This is a genomic window from Ruegeria sp. HKCCA5463 (genome assembly GCF_013034175.1).
Classification (GTDB): Bacteria; Pseudomonadota; Alphaproteobacteria; order Rhodobacterales; family Rhodobacteraceae; genus Ruegeria.
In genome coordinates, this window is sequence record NZ_WQFL01000001.1 from 918,947 (window position 1) to 935,004 (window position 16,058).

18 protein-coding genes are annotated in these 16,058 nt (G+C 57.4%); 1 reads left to right on the plus strand and 17 read right to left on the minus strand.

Features of this window, described 5'->3' with window-relative positions; translation table 11 throughout:
• Window positions 1–113: 113 nt before the first annotated feature.
• Window positions 114–830 carry a response regulator transcription factor CtrA gene (gene ctrA, locus GOW09_RS04585; RefSeq protein ID WP_152457936.1) on the minus strand — a complete coding sequence of 239 codons (717 nt, stop codon included), beginning with the start codon at window positions 828–830 and terminating at the stop codon, window positions 114–116.
• Window positions 831–916: 86 nt separating this feature from the next.
• Window positions 917–1,210 carry a DUF1153 domain-containing protein gene (locus tag GOW09_RS04590; RefSeq protein ID WP_152457935.1) on the minus strand — a complete coding sequence of 98 codons (294 nt, stop codon included), beginning with the start codon at window positions 1,208–1,210 and terminating at the stop codon, window positions 917–919.
• 128 nt (window positions 1,211–1,338) lie between these two features.
• On the opposite strand from GOW09_RS04590, the gene mnmA reads away from it, so the two are divergent.
• Window positions 1,339–2,484, plus strand: a complete 1,146-nt coding sequence (gene mnmA, locus GOW09_RS04595; RefSeq protein WP_171115989.1) for a tRNA 2-thiouridine(34) synthase MnmA — start codon at window positions 1,339–1,341, stop codon at window positions 2,482–2,484.
• Here the strand turns inward: mnmA and GOW09_RS04600 are convergent.
• From GOW09_RS04600 to acuI, 15 genes are all read right to left on the minus strand, one after another.
• On the minus strand, window positions 2,481–3,026 hold the full coding sequence (locus GOW09_RS04600) for a carboxymuconolactone decarboxylase family protein (RefSeq protein ID WP_171115991.1): 546 nt from the start codon (window positions 3,024–3,026) through the stop codon (window positions 2,481–2,483). The genes mnmA and GOW09_RS04600 overlap by 4 nt on opposite strands.
• Window positions 3,027–3,125: 99 nt before the next feature.
• Window positions 3,126–3,701 carry a hypothetical protein gene (locus GOW09_RS04605; protein ID WP_171115993.1) on the minus strand — a complete coding sequence of 192 codons (576 nt, stop codon included), beginning with the start codon at window positions 3,699–3,701 and terminating at the stop codon, window positions 3,126–3,128.
• The gene (lpxB, locus tag GOW09_RS04610) at window positions 3,694–4,860 is read right to left on the minus strand and encodes a lipid-A-disaccharide synthase (RefSeq protein WP_171115995.1); all 1,167 of its coding nucleotides are present in this window, start codon (window positions 4,858–4,860) and stop codon (window positions 3,694–3,696) included. Before lpxB ends, GOW09_RS04605 begins: the two co-directional genes overlap by 8 nt.
• Window positions 4,860–5,654, minus strand: a complete 795-nt coding sequence (locus tag GOW09_RS04615; protein WP_171115997.1) for an LpxI family protein — start codon at window positions 5,652–5,654, stop codon at window positions 4,860–4,862. The genes lpxB and GOW09_RS04615 overlap by 1 nt, the downstream gene beginning before the upstream one ends.
• A 4-nt stretch (window positions 5,655–5,658) precedes the next feature.
• A complete protein-coding gene (lpxA, locus tag GOW09_RS04620) occupies window positions 5,659–6,444 on the minus strand; it encodes an acyl-ACP--UDP-N-acetylglucosamine O-acyltransferase (protein ID WP_171116000.1) in 786 nt (261 codons plus the stop codon).
• Complete coding sequence (gene fabZ, locus GOW09_RS04625; RefSeq protein WP_152457928.1) at window positions 6,441–6,914, minus strand: 3-hydroxyacyl-ACP dehydratase FabZ; 474 nt, start codon at window positions 6,912–6,914, stop codon at window positions 6,441–6,443. Before fabZ ends, lpxA begins: the two co-directional genes overlap by 4 nt.
• 73 nt (window positions 6,915–6,987) lie before the next feature.
• Window positions 6,988–7,566, minus strand: coding sequence for an OmpH family outer membrane protein (locus GOW09_RS04630; protein WP_171116002.1), 579 nt, complete (start codon window positions 7,564–7,566; stop codon window positions 6,988–6,990).
• Between the two features lie 6 nt (window positions 7,567–7,572).
• The gene (bamA, locus tag GOW09_RS04635; protein ID WP_371807866.1) at window positions 7,573–9,825 is read right to left on the minus strand and encodes an outer membrane protein assembly factor BamA; all 2,253 of its coding nucleotides are present in this window, start codon (window positions 9,823–9,825) and stop codon (window positions 7,573–7,575) included.
• A 235-nt stretch (window positions 9,826–10,060) separates the two neighbouring features.
• The gene (locus tag GOW09_RS22770) at window positions 10,061–10,189 is read right to left on the minus strand and encodes a hypothetical protein (protein WP_256367495.1); all 129 of its coding nucleotides are present in this window, start codon (window positions 10,187–10,189) and stop codon (window positions 10,061–10,063) included.
• Between the two features lie 78 nt (window positions 10,190–10,267).
• Complete coding sequence (gene rseP, locus GOW09_RS04640; protein WP_171116006.1) at window positions 10,268–11,620, minus strand: RIP metalloprotease RseP; 1,353 nt, start codon at window positions 11,618–11,620, stop codon at window positions 10,268–10,270.
• 4 nt (window positions 11,621–11,624) lie between these two features.
• On the minus strand, window positions 11,625–12,797 hold the full coding sequence (gene dxr, locus GOW09_RS04645) for a 1-deoxy-D-xylulose-5-phosphate reductoisomerase (protein ID WP_171116009.1): 1,173 nt from the start codon (window positions 12,795–12,797) through the stop codon (window positions 11,625–11,627).
• Complete coding sequence (locus GOW09_RS04650; RefSeq protein ID WP_152457923.1) at window positions 12,797–13,579, minus strand: phosphatidate cytidylyltransferase; 783 nt, start codon at window positions 13,577–13,579, stop codon at window positions 12,797–12,799. The genes dxr and GOW09_RS04650 overlap by 1 nt, the downstream gene beginning before the upstream one ends.
• Entirely contained in the window at window positions 13,576–14,307 is a 732-nt protein-coding gene (locus GOW09_RS04655; RefSeq protein ID WP_171116012.1) for an isoprenyl transferase, read from the minus strand. Before GOW09_RS04655 ends, GOW09_RS04650 begins: the two co-directional genes overlap by 4 nt.
• Before the next feature lie 9 nt (window positions 14,308–14,316).
• Window positions 14,317–14,880 carry a ribosome recycling factor gene (gene frr, locus GOW09_RS04660; RefSeq protein ID WP_171116013.1) on the minus strand — a complete coding sequence of 188 codons (564 nt, stop codon included), beginning with the start codon at window positions 14,878–14,880 and terminating at the stop codon, window positions 14,317–14,319.
• 181 nt (window positions 14,881–15,061) lie between these two features.
• A complete protein-coding gene (gene acuI / locus GOW09_RS04665) occupies window positions 15,062–16,057 on the minus strand; it encodes an acryloyl-CoA reductase (protein WP_171116015.1) in 996 nt (331 codons plus the stop codon).
• Between the last annotated feature and the right edge of the window lies 1 nt (window position 16,058).

The window sequence follows — 16,058 nt, forward strand, 5'->3', positions numbered from 1 at the left end:
TGTCACGCGTACTTGGACCTCAGTGATAGGGCGAGGCCATGGCCAGGTCCAGACGTGCTGAGCCGTGAGTGCAATGTGCCGCCCTGGACCACCGGCGGCACGGGTGGTTCAATTCAAAGCCCGACTGCCATCCGTGTTTCGTCCAGCGTGTTGCTTTGCGGATCTCGCAGCACATAGCCACGGCCCCAGACGGTTTCGATATAGTTCTCTCCGCCGGTCGCATTGCTGAGCTTTTTGCGTAGTTTGCAGATGAACACATCGATGATTTTCAGTTCAGGTTCATCCATGCCGCCATACAGGTGGTTCAGAAACATTTCCTTGGTCAAAGTCGTCCCCTTGCGCAGGCTGAGCAGCTCGAGCATCTGGTATTCCTTGCCGGTCAAATGAACCGTTTTGCCATCCACTTCCACGGTTTTTGCATCAAGGTTCACCGCAATTCGCCCTGTATGAATGATCGATTGCGAATGCCCTTTGGAACGGCGGATGATGGCGTGGATGCGTGCCACCAGTTCTTCGCGATGGAAGGGCTTGGTCAGATAATCATCGGCGCCAAAGCCGAATCCCTTGATCTTGCTTTCGGTATCATCGGCACCGGACAAAATCAGAATCGGCGTTTCCACCCTGGCGATCCGCAACTGGCGCAGAACCTCGTGCCCGTTCATGTCCGGCAGGTTCAAATCAAGCAAGATCAGGTCGTAATCATAGAGTTTCGCCAGATCGATTCCTTCTTCGCCAAGATCCGTCGCATAGACGTTCAGGTTCGCATGCGTCAGCATCAGTTCGATGCTTTTGGACGTGGTCGGATCATCCTCGACAAGAAGTATGCGCATTTTTCACTGCTCCAATTCGGGTCAATAATTCCAATTAAATTTAAACCTGACCAAGAATGGTTAATCTGACGTTACCGTTGAATTATTTATTCACACTCTCCTTTAGGTTGTCGATACTTTTTTAGCGCCGTCGCCTTCAACGCCTCGGCGCCGTGTTCCGCGACCAAAGAAACCCAACCATTGAATTCTTCGTCGCTCAGGCCATATTTCTTTTTTGCGTCAGACAGGCTGATCAGCCCGTAAAGCACGCCACGCACGACAAGAATCTTGCGTGACGCCACCCATCGCCTTGTGTTCGCCGGCGGCAAATCCGCATGCGTCAAAATGGATCCATCCGGCAGAGCAACAGACCTTGGCCCTTCAACTTTGTGCAAATACATCGCTTTACCCTTCTTGCTGCACCAAAGCTGCCCTCAGCCTACTTAAAGTCGCGTGAAACCGCCCCTTGAGAGTGTGTAGAATTTTCCTATATTCTGCCGGTCTTTCTTAACCCGGACTGGAATCTGCAATGGCCCTCGATACCGAGACCCCGCTGAACTCGCTTGGCTTTGCCAAACCACCCTCGGAAACGCGGGTCGTTGTGGCGATGTCGGGGGGCGTCGACAGTTCCGTTGTCGCGGCCTATCTGGCCGATCAGGGCTATGATGTGGTCGGTGTGACTTTGCAGCTATATGACCACGGCGCGGCATTGGCCAAGAAAGGTGCCTGTTGCGCTGGAATCGATATTCATGATGCGCGACGCGTGGCGGAAGAGCGGGGATTTCCGCATTACGTTCTGGATTACGAGAACATCTTCAAGGATGCCGTGATCGACGAGTTTGCCGACAGCTATCTGGCAGGCGCGACGCCGGTTCCCTGCATCCGCTGCAACGAGCGCGTGAAGTTCAAGGACCTTCTGGAAACCGCTAGGGATCTCGAGGCAGACTGCATGGCCACCGGCCATTACATTCAGCGCAAGATGGGCGCCAACGGACCGGAACTGCACAGCGCCGAAGACGCCAATCGCGATCAGTCCTATTTTCTGTTCTCGACCACGCCAGAGCAATTGAATTTTCTGCGCTTCCCGCTGGGCCACCTGCCGTCAAAAGACGCAACCCGTGAGATGGCGGCGCAGTATGGGCTGTCGGTGGCGGACAAGCCCGACAGCCAGGATATCTGCTTCGTGCCCGACGGCAACTATGCCAGCGTCATCGAAAAACTGCGCCCCGGAGCCGCGGAACCCGGCGAGATCGTTCACGCCGATGGCCGCGTACTGGCGCAGCACAACGGCGTGATCCACTATACGATCGGGCAACGTCGCGGTCTTGGCATCGGCGGCCTTAGCGAGCCGCTTTACGTCGTCAAACTGGACGTCGACAAAAAGAAGGTCGTTGTCGGCCCGAAAGAGATGCTGGCAACGCGCGTCGTTCCGGTGCGCGAGATCAACTGGCTGGGCGATGAACCCTTTTCGTCACGCGATGAATGGCATCTTTCCGTCAAAGTCCGCTCGACCCGCCCGCCACGCGAGGCAATCATTCGGCCGCTGTCGGACACCACGGCCGAGGTCGAACTGCTGACCCCCGAGGAAGGAATCTCGCCAGGGCAGGCCTGCGTGTTTTACGCAAACGAAGGCAGCCGCGTGTTCGGCGGCGGCTGGATCTGGCGTGGGTATTAGGCTGAAACCGGCTCGACCTCGGGTTCGATCTGAATCTGCAATGCATCGTTGAACCGATTGAACGCACCGCACAAGGCAACGCGCCAGGTCAGCTCAACGATCTGGGCATCGGTGAACCATTCCCTAAGATCCGCCACTTCGGCATCCTTCATACGGCCCGACCGGATCGTCACGGCTTCGGCATAGCGCACGACCGCCTTGTCACAGGCATCCAGTTCCGGATGATCCTCGACGTCCGGCAGACGCGCCGCCCCTTCGGAGCTCAGCCCCGCCACGGTCAGCAGCGGTGTGTGATGCGAGACGCAATAATCGCAGGCATTCAGTTTCGATACCGTCACCATCGCCAGCTCCAACGCACGGCGTGGCAGGTTCTCCTGCTCTCGCAGGGTTGTCAGCATTCCCGTGACATGGTTCAGAACCGGAGGGCAATACGCAGCGACGCGGGCCCAGTTGTCAAATGGTCCATAGGCGCCCAATGCAGCGTGGGACGCGCGCGCGTCGGCGGTCATTTCCTGATCCGACAAAGGGGGGATGCGGGTCATGTCGAAAGCTCCTTTTCTGGGTCACGATACCTTGGACCTGCGCCCCAGCAACAGACCTTGCAGGTCACATATGCGATACGAAGCGCTCTCTTTGCCGGGTCACAAAATATCGGTGGGAGAATTGAAGAGAATATAGAGCCCGACGCAGACCATGATATATGGCGCAATCCGATCTAGCCGGGCAACGCGCGGGCCAAGGCTTTTGGCGTGGGGTGCCCCCCATGCCGCAACAACAACCAGCAAGGCGGCCGCGCTGGCGGCACCGATCAACGCAACAACCCGATAGGACGGCGCCGAATCCGCAAGCAGAGGGGTCATTACCGCAAAACTGTCTATCGAGAGGCTCAGGAAAAGCGTCACCACCGAAGTCACCGCCCCTTTTGACTCCGCGCCTTCGGTGTCCGACTCGCGAAACTGATGCCAGATTCCGCGCAAGCCAAACACCAGTGGGACAAGGCCAAGATAGCCGATCCAAAACGGAAGGCCGCTCTGGTTCAGGCCCACGGCCACGGTCATGGCCAGGGAAAGTACGATCGTCTGAGCGACGGCAAAGCCCACGATCGCACGGCGCTGTTCCATCACCAGAATCAAGCCCAACAAAACAGCCAGATTGTCCAGATTGGTAGAGATCATCGCGATCCCCGCAGAGACTGCAAACAGCGCGTGATCAAGCATTGCTTGGCTGCATTCTGTTCAAAACCGCCCGCGCCGCGCGCAAGCCGGGTGCTTCGCCCCCACGCCCCAACCTGTCCATGGTCAGGTTCATGGCATGCTGTTGCGCATCGGGCGCGCCGGCCACCTTTCGCAAGGCTTCGGCGATTTTTTGAGGCTGACAATCATCCAGCAGGCATTCCGGCACGGCGCGTGTTTCCGAAACCAGATTGACCAGTGTAACGGTGTCCAGCTTGACCATCCGTTCCGCCATTTTCTGCGTTAGCCAGTTGAGTTTGTATGCAATTACCATCGGCGTATTCTGCGCCGCAAGTTCCAGCGAAACCGTTCCCGAAGCAGCAAGGGCAAGATCTGCGGCGCCAAAGGCCGCTCGTTTGTCGGCCATGGCTTGCTCTGCCCCCACCTTGCGCGGGTCCAGCACCACGGGCGCGCCAGGCCATTCTGGCACCAGGTCGTTTATCAGATCGGTTGTCGCACCTACGGTCGGGATCACCACGCGGTAATTCGGGTGGTCATCGAAGAACAACCGCAACGCGCCGCCGAAAGACTCTGCCAGACGTTCAATCTCACCCCGCCGAGACCCGGGCAAGGCCAGCAGGATCGGCGCATTGCCCAGATCAAAGCGGTGGCGAAAGGCGGCGATCTCGTCAGGCGTGGCAATCGGTTCGCCAACCACAGGATGGCCGACAAAGTCGCATTCCATCCCTGCCCGCTCCATGTACGGAGGTTCAAAAGGAAGAAGCGCCAGCACATGGTCGATGACCTTTGCCATCTTGTCTGCACGCCCGGGGCGCCAGGCCCAGACGCTGGGGGCAACATAATGCACGGTTCGGATGTTGCTGTTGGCTTTTACGATTTTGGCGACGCGCAAGCTGAAATCCGGGCTGTCTATGGTGATTAGAACATCCGGTTTCGTATCCAGCACCGCCTGTGCCGTCTCGGATATCCGCCGTTTCAGGTGAAAAAACTTCGGTAGCACTTCGACAAGCCCCATGACCGAGAGTTCGGACATCGGGAACCGGCTGCGCAGACCCTGCGCTTGCATCAGCTGGCCTCCCACACCGTCGAATTCAACCTCGGGCACCAGGGTTTTCAACCCCTCCATCAGCGCGCCGCCCAACCGGTCGCCCGAAGGTTCACCGGCGACCAGAAAGACACGCATCAGACCGCCCGCTCGCGAATATAGAGAAACAGACCCAGACGGTTGCATTCAGCGATGACACGCTCTTTTTCCAGAACCAGTACACCGCCTTTTTCCAAAACGATCCCGGACAAACCTGCCGCAACCGTGTCGGTAACGGTTTCCGGCCCGATGGCAGGCAAATCGGCGCGCCGATCCTGATCGAGTTTGGGACCTTTGAATAGAATGCCGCCGCCAGCGTCGGGGCGTTGGGTCAGGGATTGCAGCATCCACGCGGTGCCGAACACCCCCTCGATGGCCAGCGCCTGCCCTTTGGACACGGCACAAGCCTGCCCGGTATCCGCCGCCCCCATTGCCCGAAGAATCCCGGCGGCGCGGTCAGCGTCGGCCATGTCGGCGTCCGAGGGCTGAGCCTCGGTCAGACATCCCACAGGCGGCAACAAACCGGGCGCGATCTCATGCGCGGCCCTGAGGGTGAGGCCGGCCCCTTCAAGAATTCCGATCACGGCGCGCAAAGCGCCGTCATCCCCGGACAGGATGGCCTTTTGGATGATCGGAACCAATGGCAGCGTCGCGGCGTCGATGCGCGAGGAGTCAATTGGCGGGCGCCGAACAGCGCCAGCCAGACAGATATCGGTCACGCCCCGCGCCTTCAGGTCAGCGATGAAACTGCCCAGCTGTTCCAGAGGAAACACGACATCCGCGCTCAGTGTGTCCGGCAGAAACCCCTCCATCGCGCAGATCAAAGGACGTTCTGTCAACTGCGCAACAACTTCGGTCGGCAGCGCCCCGGTTCCCGCAATCAACGCAAGCATGACCCTATTTCCTCGGGGTCAGGAAGGATCGGTCACTGTGGCCGGTGACGAAATCCACGATCTGCTGCACATAGTCGCTTTCGTTGCCTTCACCGATCCGGCTGGCGCGATCCATAAAGGTGCCTTCGCCGTCGGACAATTCCTTGAAGGCCGCGCGCAGCGCCGAGATATCTTCCCGCGATACACCCTTGCGCTTGAGACCGACGAGGTTTAGGCCATCCAGCTCACCCCTCGACGCCTGTACCAGACCGTAAGGAATAACATCTTTCGGCACCATGGTCAGCGCGCCAATAATGGCCCCGCGTCCAACGCGCACCCATTGATGCAACCCCGAAATGCCACCGACGATCACGTCGTCTTCAACGATACAATGCCCGGCGGCGCCGGCATGGTTCACCATGATCACACGGCTGCCGATCTGAACGTCATGGGCCACGTGAACACCCGCCATCAACAGACAGTCGTCACCGATCCGCGTGACCCCTCCGCCACCTTCCGTCCCGGTATTGATTGTAACATGCTCGCGGATCCGGTTGCGTTTGCCAATCTCAAGCCGGGTGTTTTCGCCGCTGAATTTCAGATCCTGAGGGATCTCACCAATCACAGAGAAATTGAACACAACGGTATCGTCGCCGATCGAGGTGTCGCCCGTCACGACCACATGCGATTTCAACTCGACCCGATCGCCCAGTTTCACCTGTGGGCCCACGTGGCAGAAGGGACCGATGATACAATCCTGTCCAATCTGCGCACCATCTTCAATAATTGCGCTGGGATGGACTCCGTTCATGTTGTTTTTTCCATATCCCAGTCGACATAGGCCGAGAATTCCGCCTCGGCGGCGACTTCGCCTTCGACAGTTGCACGGCCGCTGAATTTGAACAGCTTTCCGCCTTTTTTCCCACGTACGGTTTCCACATGCATTTCCAGCACATCACCGGGCACAACCTTGCGGCGGAATTTGCACTTGTCGATGCTCATGAAGTAAATCAACAGTTCGGTGTCGATGACGTCCATTCCCACACCCAGCATCACACCGGCGGTCTGCGCCATTGCCTCGACGATGGTGACACCCGGCATGATCGGCGTACCGGGGAAATGCCCCTGAAAATGTGGTTCGTTCATGGTGACGTTCTTGATTCCACGCGCCGACTGATAGCCCGAGATATCTACCACCTTGTCGACCAGCAAAAACGGATAGCGGTGCGGCAGGATCCTCTGGATCAGCTGAATGTCTGCGCTTTTGGTTTCAGTGCTCATGATGCAGATATCCCGTTTTGGATGTTTCTTTTTTTGCGTGGTTAGCAATACAGCATTGCAAGGGCAAGCGAACCTATTCGCCCTGAACCTCTTGCAAATCGCTTCCGTCACCAATCGCGGCGTTTATTCGGATGATTGCGGCTTCGGTGATGTCGGACGTGCTGACGACGACATTGGATCGCTCGATCATCACGCTGGCCCCAATTTCGCGCAACAGATCGACAAGCACCGGGCGCACAATCTCGGAAAAGGTCTGCTGGGCTTCTTCGCTGCGACGGGCCAGAACATCCAGCTTTGCCCTTTGCCCCTCGCGATGGGACTGAACCTTGAGATCAAACGCCTCGGCCAGGGGGCGGAACTCGTCGGCCGACATGGTGGCGCGCTGCTCGGTGAGTTCCTTTTCTTCGCGGCTCAGTTCCGCGACAATCCGTTGGTTTTCTTCGGCCAGTAAGGCGCTTTCCTTTTCAATTTCGCGAAAAACGCGCTGTCCAAAGGCGGACTTGGCAAACAGCTCTTCACTGGACAGGGTGACAACACTGGCTTGTGGCACACCAAGCTGCTGTGCATTTGCCAAAGGCGCCGAGACCATCGTCACAAATGCGCACAGGGCCCAAAGCGGGCCCCGTGTTCTGCCAAGCAATCTGTTCAGCATCGCGGATCAGAACCGGGCCTGGATCGTGAAGTCAAAGTTCTGCTCCTTGTCGAAAGATTCTTTCTTGAGAGGCTGCGAGAAGTTGAACTGCAACGGCCCGAATGGAGTTTCCCAGAGCACCGAAATCCCAATCACGTGCCGGATCGATCCGTTTGCACCGACAATAGTTGCACCTGCCGTATTGACGTTGTCGATGTTGTAGAGGTTGCCAACATCATAGAACAAGCCACCGCGCAGACCGAGTTCCTCGGGAAGACCCAGCGGGAAGTCGGTTTCGAAACGGGCAACCCAGTAGTAGTTGCCCCCGATCGCGTCATCCTGACCGTTGGACAGGTCACGCGGTCCGATACCCGCAGGTTCGAAACCCCGGAAAGTATTGGGGCCCAGCACAAACCGGTCAACGGTACGGCTGAAATCGTTTCCGCGCCAGTGCAGAGCGCCCAGTTCCATCGTTGCCCGAAGCACCACCTCTTCGTTCCAAACCCGGGTTTGCGCGATGCCACGTGCCGTGGTCTTGAAGAATTTGTTGTCCCCACCAAGTCCGGCGGCATCAACACCTACTTCAAACAGAACGCCAGTGTTGGGGTCCAGGCCGCCGAGACGGCTGTCATAAATGTAGGACAGTCCCAAGGAACTGGACGTCCGTTTGCCCTGCGCAATTTCAGAAGAAATCACCGCACCGTTAACTTCATTGTCCTGCTGCGTCATCTCGCTGCGGTCCCAGCCATAGCGAACCCGCAGAGCCGACAATTCACCAATCGCGTAGGTCAGCTGCGGTGCAAAGAAAAGACTGCTTGTGTCGTAGCTTGCAAACCCGGAATTGGTAGCCGACAGCCCCAGACCAAGGTCAAAGCGCAGCTTGCGGCCCAGCAGATAGGGCTCTGTAAAGCTGAGCGTATATTGTTCCGAGTCCTGCGCGGTGGAGATCGAGACACCAAGGTTCTGGCCACGGCCCAGGAAGTTGGATTCGTTCAGACCAATTGCAATCCCGAAACCGTCCGTAACCGAGTAGCTGCCTCCGAGGCTCAACGAGCCGGTGGGTTGTTCTTCAACGTCTACATCCAGAATGACCTGGCTTGGCGACGATCCCTCGCGTGGTTCGACTTCGGCGACAGCAAAGAAGCCCAAGGCATTGATACGCTCCGCAGCCTGACGGATTTCGCGTGGATTGAACGGGTCACCTTCGACAGTGTCAAACTGCCGGCGGATCACTCGGTCCAGGGTGGTTGTGTTGCCTTCAATATCGATCCGCTCGACAAAGATCCGAGGACCTTTTGTCAGAACAAATTCGACATCCAAAGTCAGATCGCGGTCATTGCGCGTAACACGTGGTTCCACCCGAAGGAAATCCACGCCTTGCTTCAGGCCCAGTCGCTCTTGTCTTGTAATCGAGTTTTCAACAAGCGTCGGCGTATATGTCACGCCGGGTTTGATCTTCAGCGCGTCCTGATAAGGTGCCGGATCGACGCCCGGAATTTCGCTGACGGTCGTGATTTTACCGAACGAGAATTTTTGGCCCTCGGTTACATTCATCACCAGGAAAAACGCATCCCTTTCACGGGTAAACTCGACGTTGGCGCTGTTCACACGGAAGTCGACGTAGCCTCGTGAAAGGTAGAAATCCCGAATGACTTGCTTGTCGAACTCGATACGATCGCCGATGAACGTGTCGTTCCGGAAGAACGTCCGCAGGAAGGTTGCCTGCTTGGTTTCCAGAACGCGGCGCAAACGACGGTCCGAAAAGGCACGGTTGCCAACAAAACTGACACGTTCCACTTCAATGGTCGTGCCTTCTGCCACTTCAAAAACCAGATCAACTCGGTTGTCGCTACGGCGGATAATCCGAGGGATTACGGTCGCGGCAACTCGGCCTTGGGCTGAATACACTTCAGCAATCATGTCAGCGTCAGACTCGGCCAACTGCGGGGTAAAGACGCGGCGCGGCTGAGATTCGATAACGTCCAACAACACGTCGTCTTTGACACGGGCGTTACCCTCGATGCTGATCTGATTGATCGTCGGATATTCCTGAACCGTGATGACCAGCGTAGACCCCCGCGGCGTCAGCTCAACTGTTTCAAATACACCACTGTCAAGCAAACGCTGATAGGCATCATTGAGCTGGCCCGCAGTTACGGTCTGGCCAGGTTCGATTCCCGTTCGGGCGATGATCGTACCGGTTTCAATCCGGCGATTGCCCTCAACGTCAAACGAATTGATCGTGAAATTTTGCGCCAGTGCTGCATGCGGAAAAGTCATTAAGCTTGCAGCAACAAAAAGGAAAAGAACCGCTAGCGCCTGCCACAAAATATTGTTTGTTGGCATTTGCTGCCCGCAGGATGTGCCCGCCCCTCGCCTGTCAGTCATTTTATGCTCTACCCAGAATTTAAGACTTTAATGCTGAGTAGCGGGATTGAATGAGCTTGTCAAAAGGCGAAATAGAAGCAGCCGCGAAGACTGCCATTCAAATTGACGACGTTAATTTCGGTAAGAATCACATGGCCGCCAGATAGGCGGCACCTGCCATGGCCAACGCCGTAACCGCAAAGCTCAGCAGAACATCCCAATTCAGCACGAACAGGAAGCTAAAGCTCTGATACGATTTTTTCAGCGTTTTGGTCATGGCTTTTCCCTCAGACGCAAAAACCATAACGTCAAAATGAGGCAATATTGCGGCCCAATCTTGCGCCACGCGCCACAATTAGCAGAACAAATCGTTGCTCACTGAAAACAGCATGAGGGTGAGAATTAAGGTGATCCCTACCCCCATGAGCACCCGCAAGGCCCCATCACTGGGTGGTTTCCCTGCAATGGCTTCATAGGCGTAGAACACGAGATGCCCGCCATCCAATGCCGGGATCGGAAACAGGTTCAGCAATCCGACCGCCGTCGACAGAACCGCGATGAAGAAAATGAAGTTCTGCGCCCCCTGACTGGCCATTGCCCCCGAGGTTTCGGCGATTCCGATCGGCCCCGATATGTTGCAGGTGCTGATTGCCCCTGTCACCATGTGCCAAATACCCGACAGCGACCCTTCGATAATGCGGCCCGTCTGTCTGACACCGCCGGTCAGTGAATCCAAAATACCAGCCGGTTCAGTTGCCGGCTCCAGCATCATGCCCCCGATGATCCCAATCCGCCAATGGGTGACGAATCCGCCATCCGGCTGAGGTTCATCCGTGCGTCGGGGGGCCAATGCGAATTCCAGCTCGGACCCTTCCCGCCAGACGTCCAACAGCAGAACCCGGCCATCGGACCCTTCGACAAAATCCTTCAGCTGCTCGAAGGCAAAGATCGGTTCCCCGTTCACCGCCGTGATGACATCGCCTTGTTTCAGTTGGATATCCATCGCCGCGCTGCGTGGGGCCACTTGGCGGATCAGGGGTGGAAACATCCATGGTGCTTGTACATCCAGGGTTTCACCATCCCGGTTCACCGTGTAATCCAGAACCGGTTCCACAGGCAGCGCCTCGATAAAGTCCTGCCAGGCCCCCTCTTCATCATAGTCAGGTGTCGGGATACCGGCGATTGCGGTGATCACATCACCTTCTCTCAGCTCCTGCACAGTGCCCGGCAAGGGTTGCAACGATCCAACTGTAAGCGGCTCTTTCGATACGCCCTGTGACCAGAAAATCAGGCCAAACACCAGAATGGACATGACGAAGTTGAAGACAGGTCCGGCCGCGACCGTTGCGGCCCGTGCCCACAAAGGGGCACCGTGCATGGTGCGGCGCAGCTCTTCCGGGCTTTGGGTGGCGATGCCTTCCATCGCCTTTTCATCCTTACCCGATGCTGCATTGGCATCGCCCAGGAACTTCACATACCCCCCAAAAGGCAGCAACGCGATCTGCCATCTGGTCCCCCGTTTGTCGACACGGCTCCAGAGAACCGGGCCAAACCCGATCGAGAACACTTCGGCATGGATACCGGACCAACGCCCCACAATGTAGTGGCCGTATTCGTGCACCGCGACGATGACCGACAATGCGATGACAAACGCGACAATCGTCCAGAGAAGATTGCCAAATTGCGGGATTAGGGAAAGTACGTCCAAAATTCTATCCTGCTCGTTCCACCACAGCGTCATCGACCCACTGACGTGCCAGATGGTCTGTTTGCTGTACGTTATCAAGGGTCATCGGGGCATCAATAAGGCTGTCTGACGCGTCGAACCTGTCGAGAACCGCGGCGACGGCATCAGCCATATCCAGAAATCCGGTGCGGCGCGCGATGAAATGATCCAGCGCACGTTCCTTCGCGGCGTTGAAAACAGCACCCGCCAGACCGCCACGCGCCATCACGTCCCGGGCCAGTTTCAATGCGGGATAACGTGCCAGATCCGGCGCGTTGAAACGCAACTGCCCCAGCTTGGCCAAATCAAGGCGCTGTATCGGCAATTCCCGTCTTTCGGGCCAATGCAGCGCGTAACCGATGGCGTGGCGCATATCGGGTGCCCCCATATGGGCCATCATCGCACCATCACGATACCCGACCAGGGCGTGTACTATGGATTCCGGATGCACCAGCACTTCGATCTGATCCGGTTCGACACCGAAATATTCTTTTGTTTCTATGACTTCCAACGCTTTGTTGAACATCGATGCGCTGTCGATGGTGATACGCTGCCCCATATCCCAATTCGGATGGCTGGAGGCTTGTTCAACAGTCGCGTTCACCAGTTCTCTCAGGGGCCAATCTCGGAACGCCCCGCCGCTGGCGGTGATGATCACGCGCTCGACGGTTTCGACGTCTTCACCGACCAAAGCCTGAAACACTGCCGAATGCTCGCTGTCGACCGGCAGCAATCGCGCGCCATGCTGTTTGGCCGTATCCAGAACCAATGATCCTGCGCAGACCAATGTCTCTTTGTTTGCCAGCGCCAGGGTCGTCCCCTGTTTCAACGCCTCGATGCCCGGCGCCAACCCGGCCGAGCCGACAATGGCCGACATGATCCAATCCGCCGGACGTGCCGCAGCCTCGACGATCGCACGCCGGCCCGCAGCCGCCTCGACGTCACTGCCGGCCAAAGCGGAACGCAGGTCATCAAGCCGGTCTTCATGAGCGGTGACGGCAATATCGGCATCGAGCCGACGCGCGTCATCCGCAAGCCTTTGAATATTGGCACCACCGGTCAAGGCCACGACGTCATACTCGGACGGTGCGCGCGAAATCAGATCAATCGTGTTCTGCCCGATCGACCCGGTGGCTCCAAAAACAGATACCTTTCGCATTACATTTCACCCGGCGAATAGATCAGCCCCGCGATAAGAACAAACAGCGCGGCCCCCATCATGCCATCGAACCGATCCAGAAAGCCGCCATGGCCCGGTATCAGGTTCGAACTGTCTTTGACACCGAACTTGCGCTTGACCGCGCTTTCAACAATATCACCAGCCTGACTTGCCATTGAAGCCAAAACGGAAACAACGACAAAAGCGAATCCAAAGCCGGCCAGGCTTGCAAAAACCGCGCCGACACATGCCGCGGCGGCCCACCCTCCGGCGGTTCCCGACCACGTCTTCTTCGGGCTGACCTTGGGCCAGAATTTCGGGCCACCAACCGCCTTGCCCACGAAATAGCCCGCGACGTCCGTGGCGACCACGACAGCAATCAGCCAAACCATCCAGCCAAAACCGGAATTTTCGCGGATCGAAATGAAACCCAGCCCGGCTCCGACGATCCAGACCACGAACATCCCGAACAGAACCTTCGAACGACTGATCTGCCCCACTCCCACAAGCGCTGGCGCAAGCACGACCGGCAAAGTGTAAATTGGCGGGAGATGATAGCTGAGAACCACGGTGATACTTGTCAGAATCCCCAATTGAACGGCCACGCCGCGGGCTTGCGGGTCGATCATTCGAACCAATTCCCACGTCATCAGACCACAGGCTGCGGCAATGAAGGTTTCGAACCACCACCCGCCAAGCCAGACTTCGATTGATCCGATCACGACCAGAACTGCAGCAGAAAGAACCCGTGTTGTCAGGTCAGACCATCGGCCGTCTCTCATGCCAGAACCGCTCCGAACCGCCGATCTCTGGTGCCGTAATTCTGGCACAGACGGGCCAGTTCAGCAGCAGTGAAGTCCGGCCAGAGGGTGTCGATGAATTCATATTCCGAGTAAGCCGATTGCCACAGAAGAAAGTTTGAAATCCGTGCTTCACCGCTGGTTCGAATAACAAGGTCGGGATCAGGAAGAACACGCGTATCCAGATACTTAGGAAGAGTTTCTTCATCCACCTCTTCGGGTTTCAGCCGCCCTTCAGCCACATCCCGTGCCAGACGCTTTGTGGCGCGAGCGACCTCGTCGCGCCCACCGTAATTCAGCGCGACGGTCAAATGAACCAGATCGTTGTTCTTGGTTTCTTCTTCCAGCGAGTCCATCAACTCGATCAACTTGGAATCCAGCCGGACCCGATCTCCGATGAACCGAACGCGGATGCCATTATCCGCAAGTGTCCGGGTTTCCTTGATGATATAGCGGCGGAACAGGTTCATCAGGCCGGCCACCTCGACCTGGGTCCGCTTCCAGTTTTCGGTCGAAAAAGCGAACACCGTCAGGTACTTGATCCCCAAACCAGGGCAGGCCTCGACAACCTCGCGCACGCGCCGCGCCCCTGCATGGTGGCCGAACAGACGGGGACGGCCGCGTGCCTGCGCCCAACGACCATTGCCATCCATGATGATGGCCACATGGCGCGGGCCGGACTCCAGCTCGGTTTGCGGGTCTTTTGGCATCAGTTCGGCTCAGACCTGCATGATTTCGGCTTGCTTGGTTTCGAGCGCAGCATCTACGGCCTTGATCATCTCATCCGTCATGTCCTGAACTTCACTTTCCCAAAGCTTCTGGTCATCTTCCGACATGCCGTCCGCCTTGGCCTTCTTGATCTGATCCATGCCATCGCGACGCACGTTCCGGATCGCAATGCGCGCGTTTTCCGCGTAGTGACCGGCGACCTTGCTCAACTCGCGGCGACGTTCTTCGTTCAACTCGGGTATCGGCAGCATTATGATGGTGCCGTTCAATTGCGGATTGATCCCAAGGCCGCTTTCGCGGATGGCCTTTTCCACCTTACCCACCAGTGACTTGTCCCAGACGTTTACAGTGACCATTCGCGGTTCGGGCACGTTCACGGTGCCCACCTGGTTGATCGGTGTCATCGAACCGTAAGCGTCAACCATGACAGGTTCCAGCATCGAGGCCGAAGCACGCCCTGTTCGCAATGATGCAAATTCGGTTTTCAGATTGGCCATTGCGCCATCCATGCGGCGCTGCAGATCATCGGTGTCCAGTTCGAAGTCGTCAGACATTCTGCTCACTCCCCGTCTTCAGGTAATCTTTGGATGGGTCTTACGCCATCGCAATTGGGATGTATAGCAATCATGATCGGGAATTGTATCAATGGCCAGAGGTGTTGCGACCAATTTGGGCAAACATCTTTTCCGGAACCTGGCCGAGTTTCTTCGGCCAGGTTGAGTTCATGGGTCAGCCTCAGGCGTTCACGTCCACCACGACGCGCCCCTTGACCTGACCTTTCAGAATGTCGGCGCCCAGTTGCGGCAGATCGGACAGACCGGCCGGTTGAACCATCGCTTCAAGCTTGTCCATCGGCAGATCCGTGGCGATCCGTTTCCACGCGCGCACCCTGTTGTCATAGGGCTGCATCACGCTGTCGATGCCCAAAAGGTTCACGCCGCGCAGCAGGAACGGAATCACCGTCGCTGGCAAAGCAGCGCCCCCTGCCAAACCAACCGCAGCAACTGAACATCCGTATTTCATCTGGCCCAGAACACGCGCCAGCATGGCGCCGCCCACAGCATCAACGCAGCCCGCCCATGTTTCGCTTTCCAGTGGACGTTTTGTGGTCTCGTTCAGGTCGTCGCGCGGCACGATGGTCGTCGCACCAAGTGATTTCAGATAGTCACCGGTTTCGGGCCGTCCGGTGACCGCGGCGACCTCATAGCCCAAATTGCCAAGAATGGCCGTGGCCACCGATCCGACGCCGCCCGCGGCTCCGGTCACCAATACCGGTCCACGATCCGAGGTCAGCCCATGATCCTCCAGCGCCATGACCGCCAGCATCGCAGTAAACCCGGCGGTGCCCACAGCCATTGCCTGACGCGTTGTCAGCCCATCGGGCAGCGGCACCAGCCAATCGGCCCGCGCGTTGGCTTTTTGCGAATAGCCGCCCCAGTGTGCCTCACCGACGCGCCATCCGGTCAGAACAACCTTGTCACCGGGTTTGTAGCGGTCATCCGATGAGGCCTCGACCGTGCCGGCGTAGTCAATGCCCGGGACATGCGGATAGGCCCGCACCAGCCCGCCCCCTTTCGGAGACAGGCACAGGCCATCCTTGTAGTTCACCGTGGAATATTCGACCGCAACCGTGACATCACCATGCGGCAGATCATCCACCGACAATTGTTTGATCGAGCCGGTGGCAAGTCCGCTCTCTTCATCCTTGTCCATCACAAGTGCATTGAACATT

Excerpts from the sequence above, each read along its gene's own strand:
- mnmA (WP_171115989.1), top strand. The coding sequence starts at position 1,339 with ATGGCCCTCGATACCGAGACCCCGCTGAACTCGCTTGGCTTTGCCAAA.
- ctrA (WP_152457936.1), bottom strand. The coding sequence starts at position 830 with ATGCGCATACTTCTTGTCGAGGATGATCCGACCACGTCCAAAAGCATC.
- GOW09_RS22770 (WP_256367495.1), bottom strand. The coding sequence starts at position 10,189 with ATGACCAAAACGCTGAAAAAATCGTATCAGAGCTTTAGCTTCCTGTTC.
- bamA (WP_371807866.1), bottom strand. The coding sequence starts at position 9,825 with ATGACTTTTCCGCATGCAGCACTGGCGCAAAATTTCACGATCAATTCG.
- lpxB (WP_171115995.1), bottom strand. The coding sequence starts at position 4,860 with ATGCGTGTCTTTCTGGTCGCCGGTGAACCTTCGGGCGACCGGTTGGGC.
- dxr (WP_171116009.1), bottom strand. The coding sequence starts at position 12,797 with ATGCGAAAGGTATCTGTTTTTGGAGCCACCGGGTCGATCGGGCAGAAC.
- lpxA (WP_171116000.1), bottom strand. The coding sequence starts at position 6,444 with ATGAACGGAGTCCATCCCAGCGCAATTATTGAAGATGGTGCGCAGATT.
- fabZ (WP_152457928.1), bottom strand. The coding sequence starts at position 6,914 with ATGAGCACTGAAACCAAAAGCGCAGACATTCAGCTGATCCAGAGGATC.
- GOW09_RS04650 (WP_152457923.1), bottom strand. The coding sequence starts at position 13,579 with ATGAGAGACGGCCGATGGTCTGACCTGACAACACGGGTTCTTTCTGCT.
- GOW09_RS04600 (WP_171115991.1), bottom strand. The coding sequence starts at position 3,026 with ATGACCCGCATCCCCCCTTTGTCGGATCAGGAAATGACCGCCGACGCG.
- GOW09_RS04655 (WP_171116012.1), bottom strand. The coding sequence starts at position 14,307 with ATGCCAAAAGACCCGCAAACCGAGCTGGAGTCCGGCCCGCGCCATGTG.
- GOW09_RS04590 (WP_152457935.1), bottom strand. The coding sequence starts at position 1,210 with ATGTATTTGCACAAAGTTGAAGGGCCAAGGTCTGTTGCTCTGCCGGAT.
- GOW09_RS04605 (WP_171115993.1), bottom strand. The coding sequence starts at position 3,701 with ATGCTTGATCACGCGCTGTTTGCAGTCTCTGCGGGGATCGCGATGATC.
- acuI (WP_171116015.1), bottom strand. The coding sequence starts at position 16,057 with ATGTTCAATGCACTTGTGATGGACAAGGATGAAGAGAGCGGACTTGCC.
- frr (WP_171116013.1), bottom strand. The coding sequence starts at position 14,880 with ATGTCTGACGACTTCGAACTGGACACCGATGATCTGCAGCGCCGCATG.
- GOW09_RS04615 (WP_171115997.1), bottom strand. The coding sequence starts at position 5,654 with ATGCTTGCGTTGATTGCGGGAACCGGGGCGCTGCCGACCGAAGTTGTT.
- GOW09_RS04630 (WP_171116002.1), bottom strand. The coding sequence starts at position 7,566 with ATGCTGAACAGATTGCTTGGCAGAACACGGGGCCCGCTTTGGGCCCTG.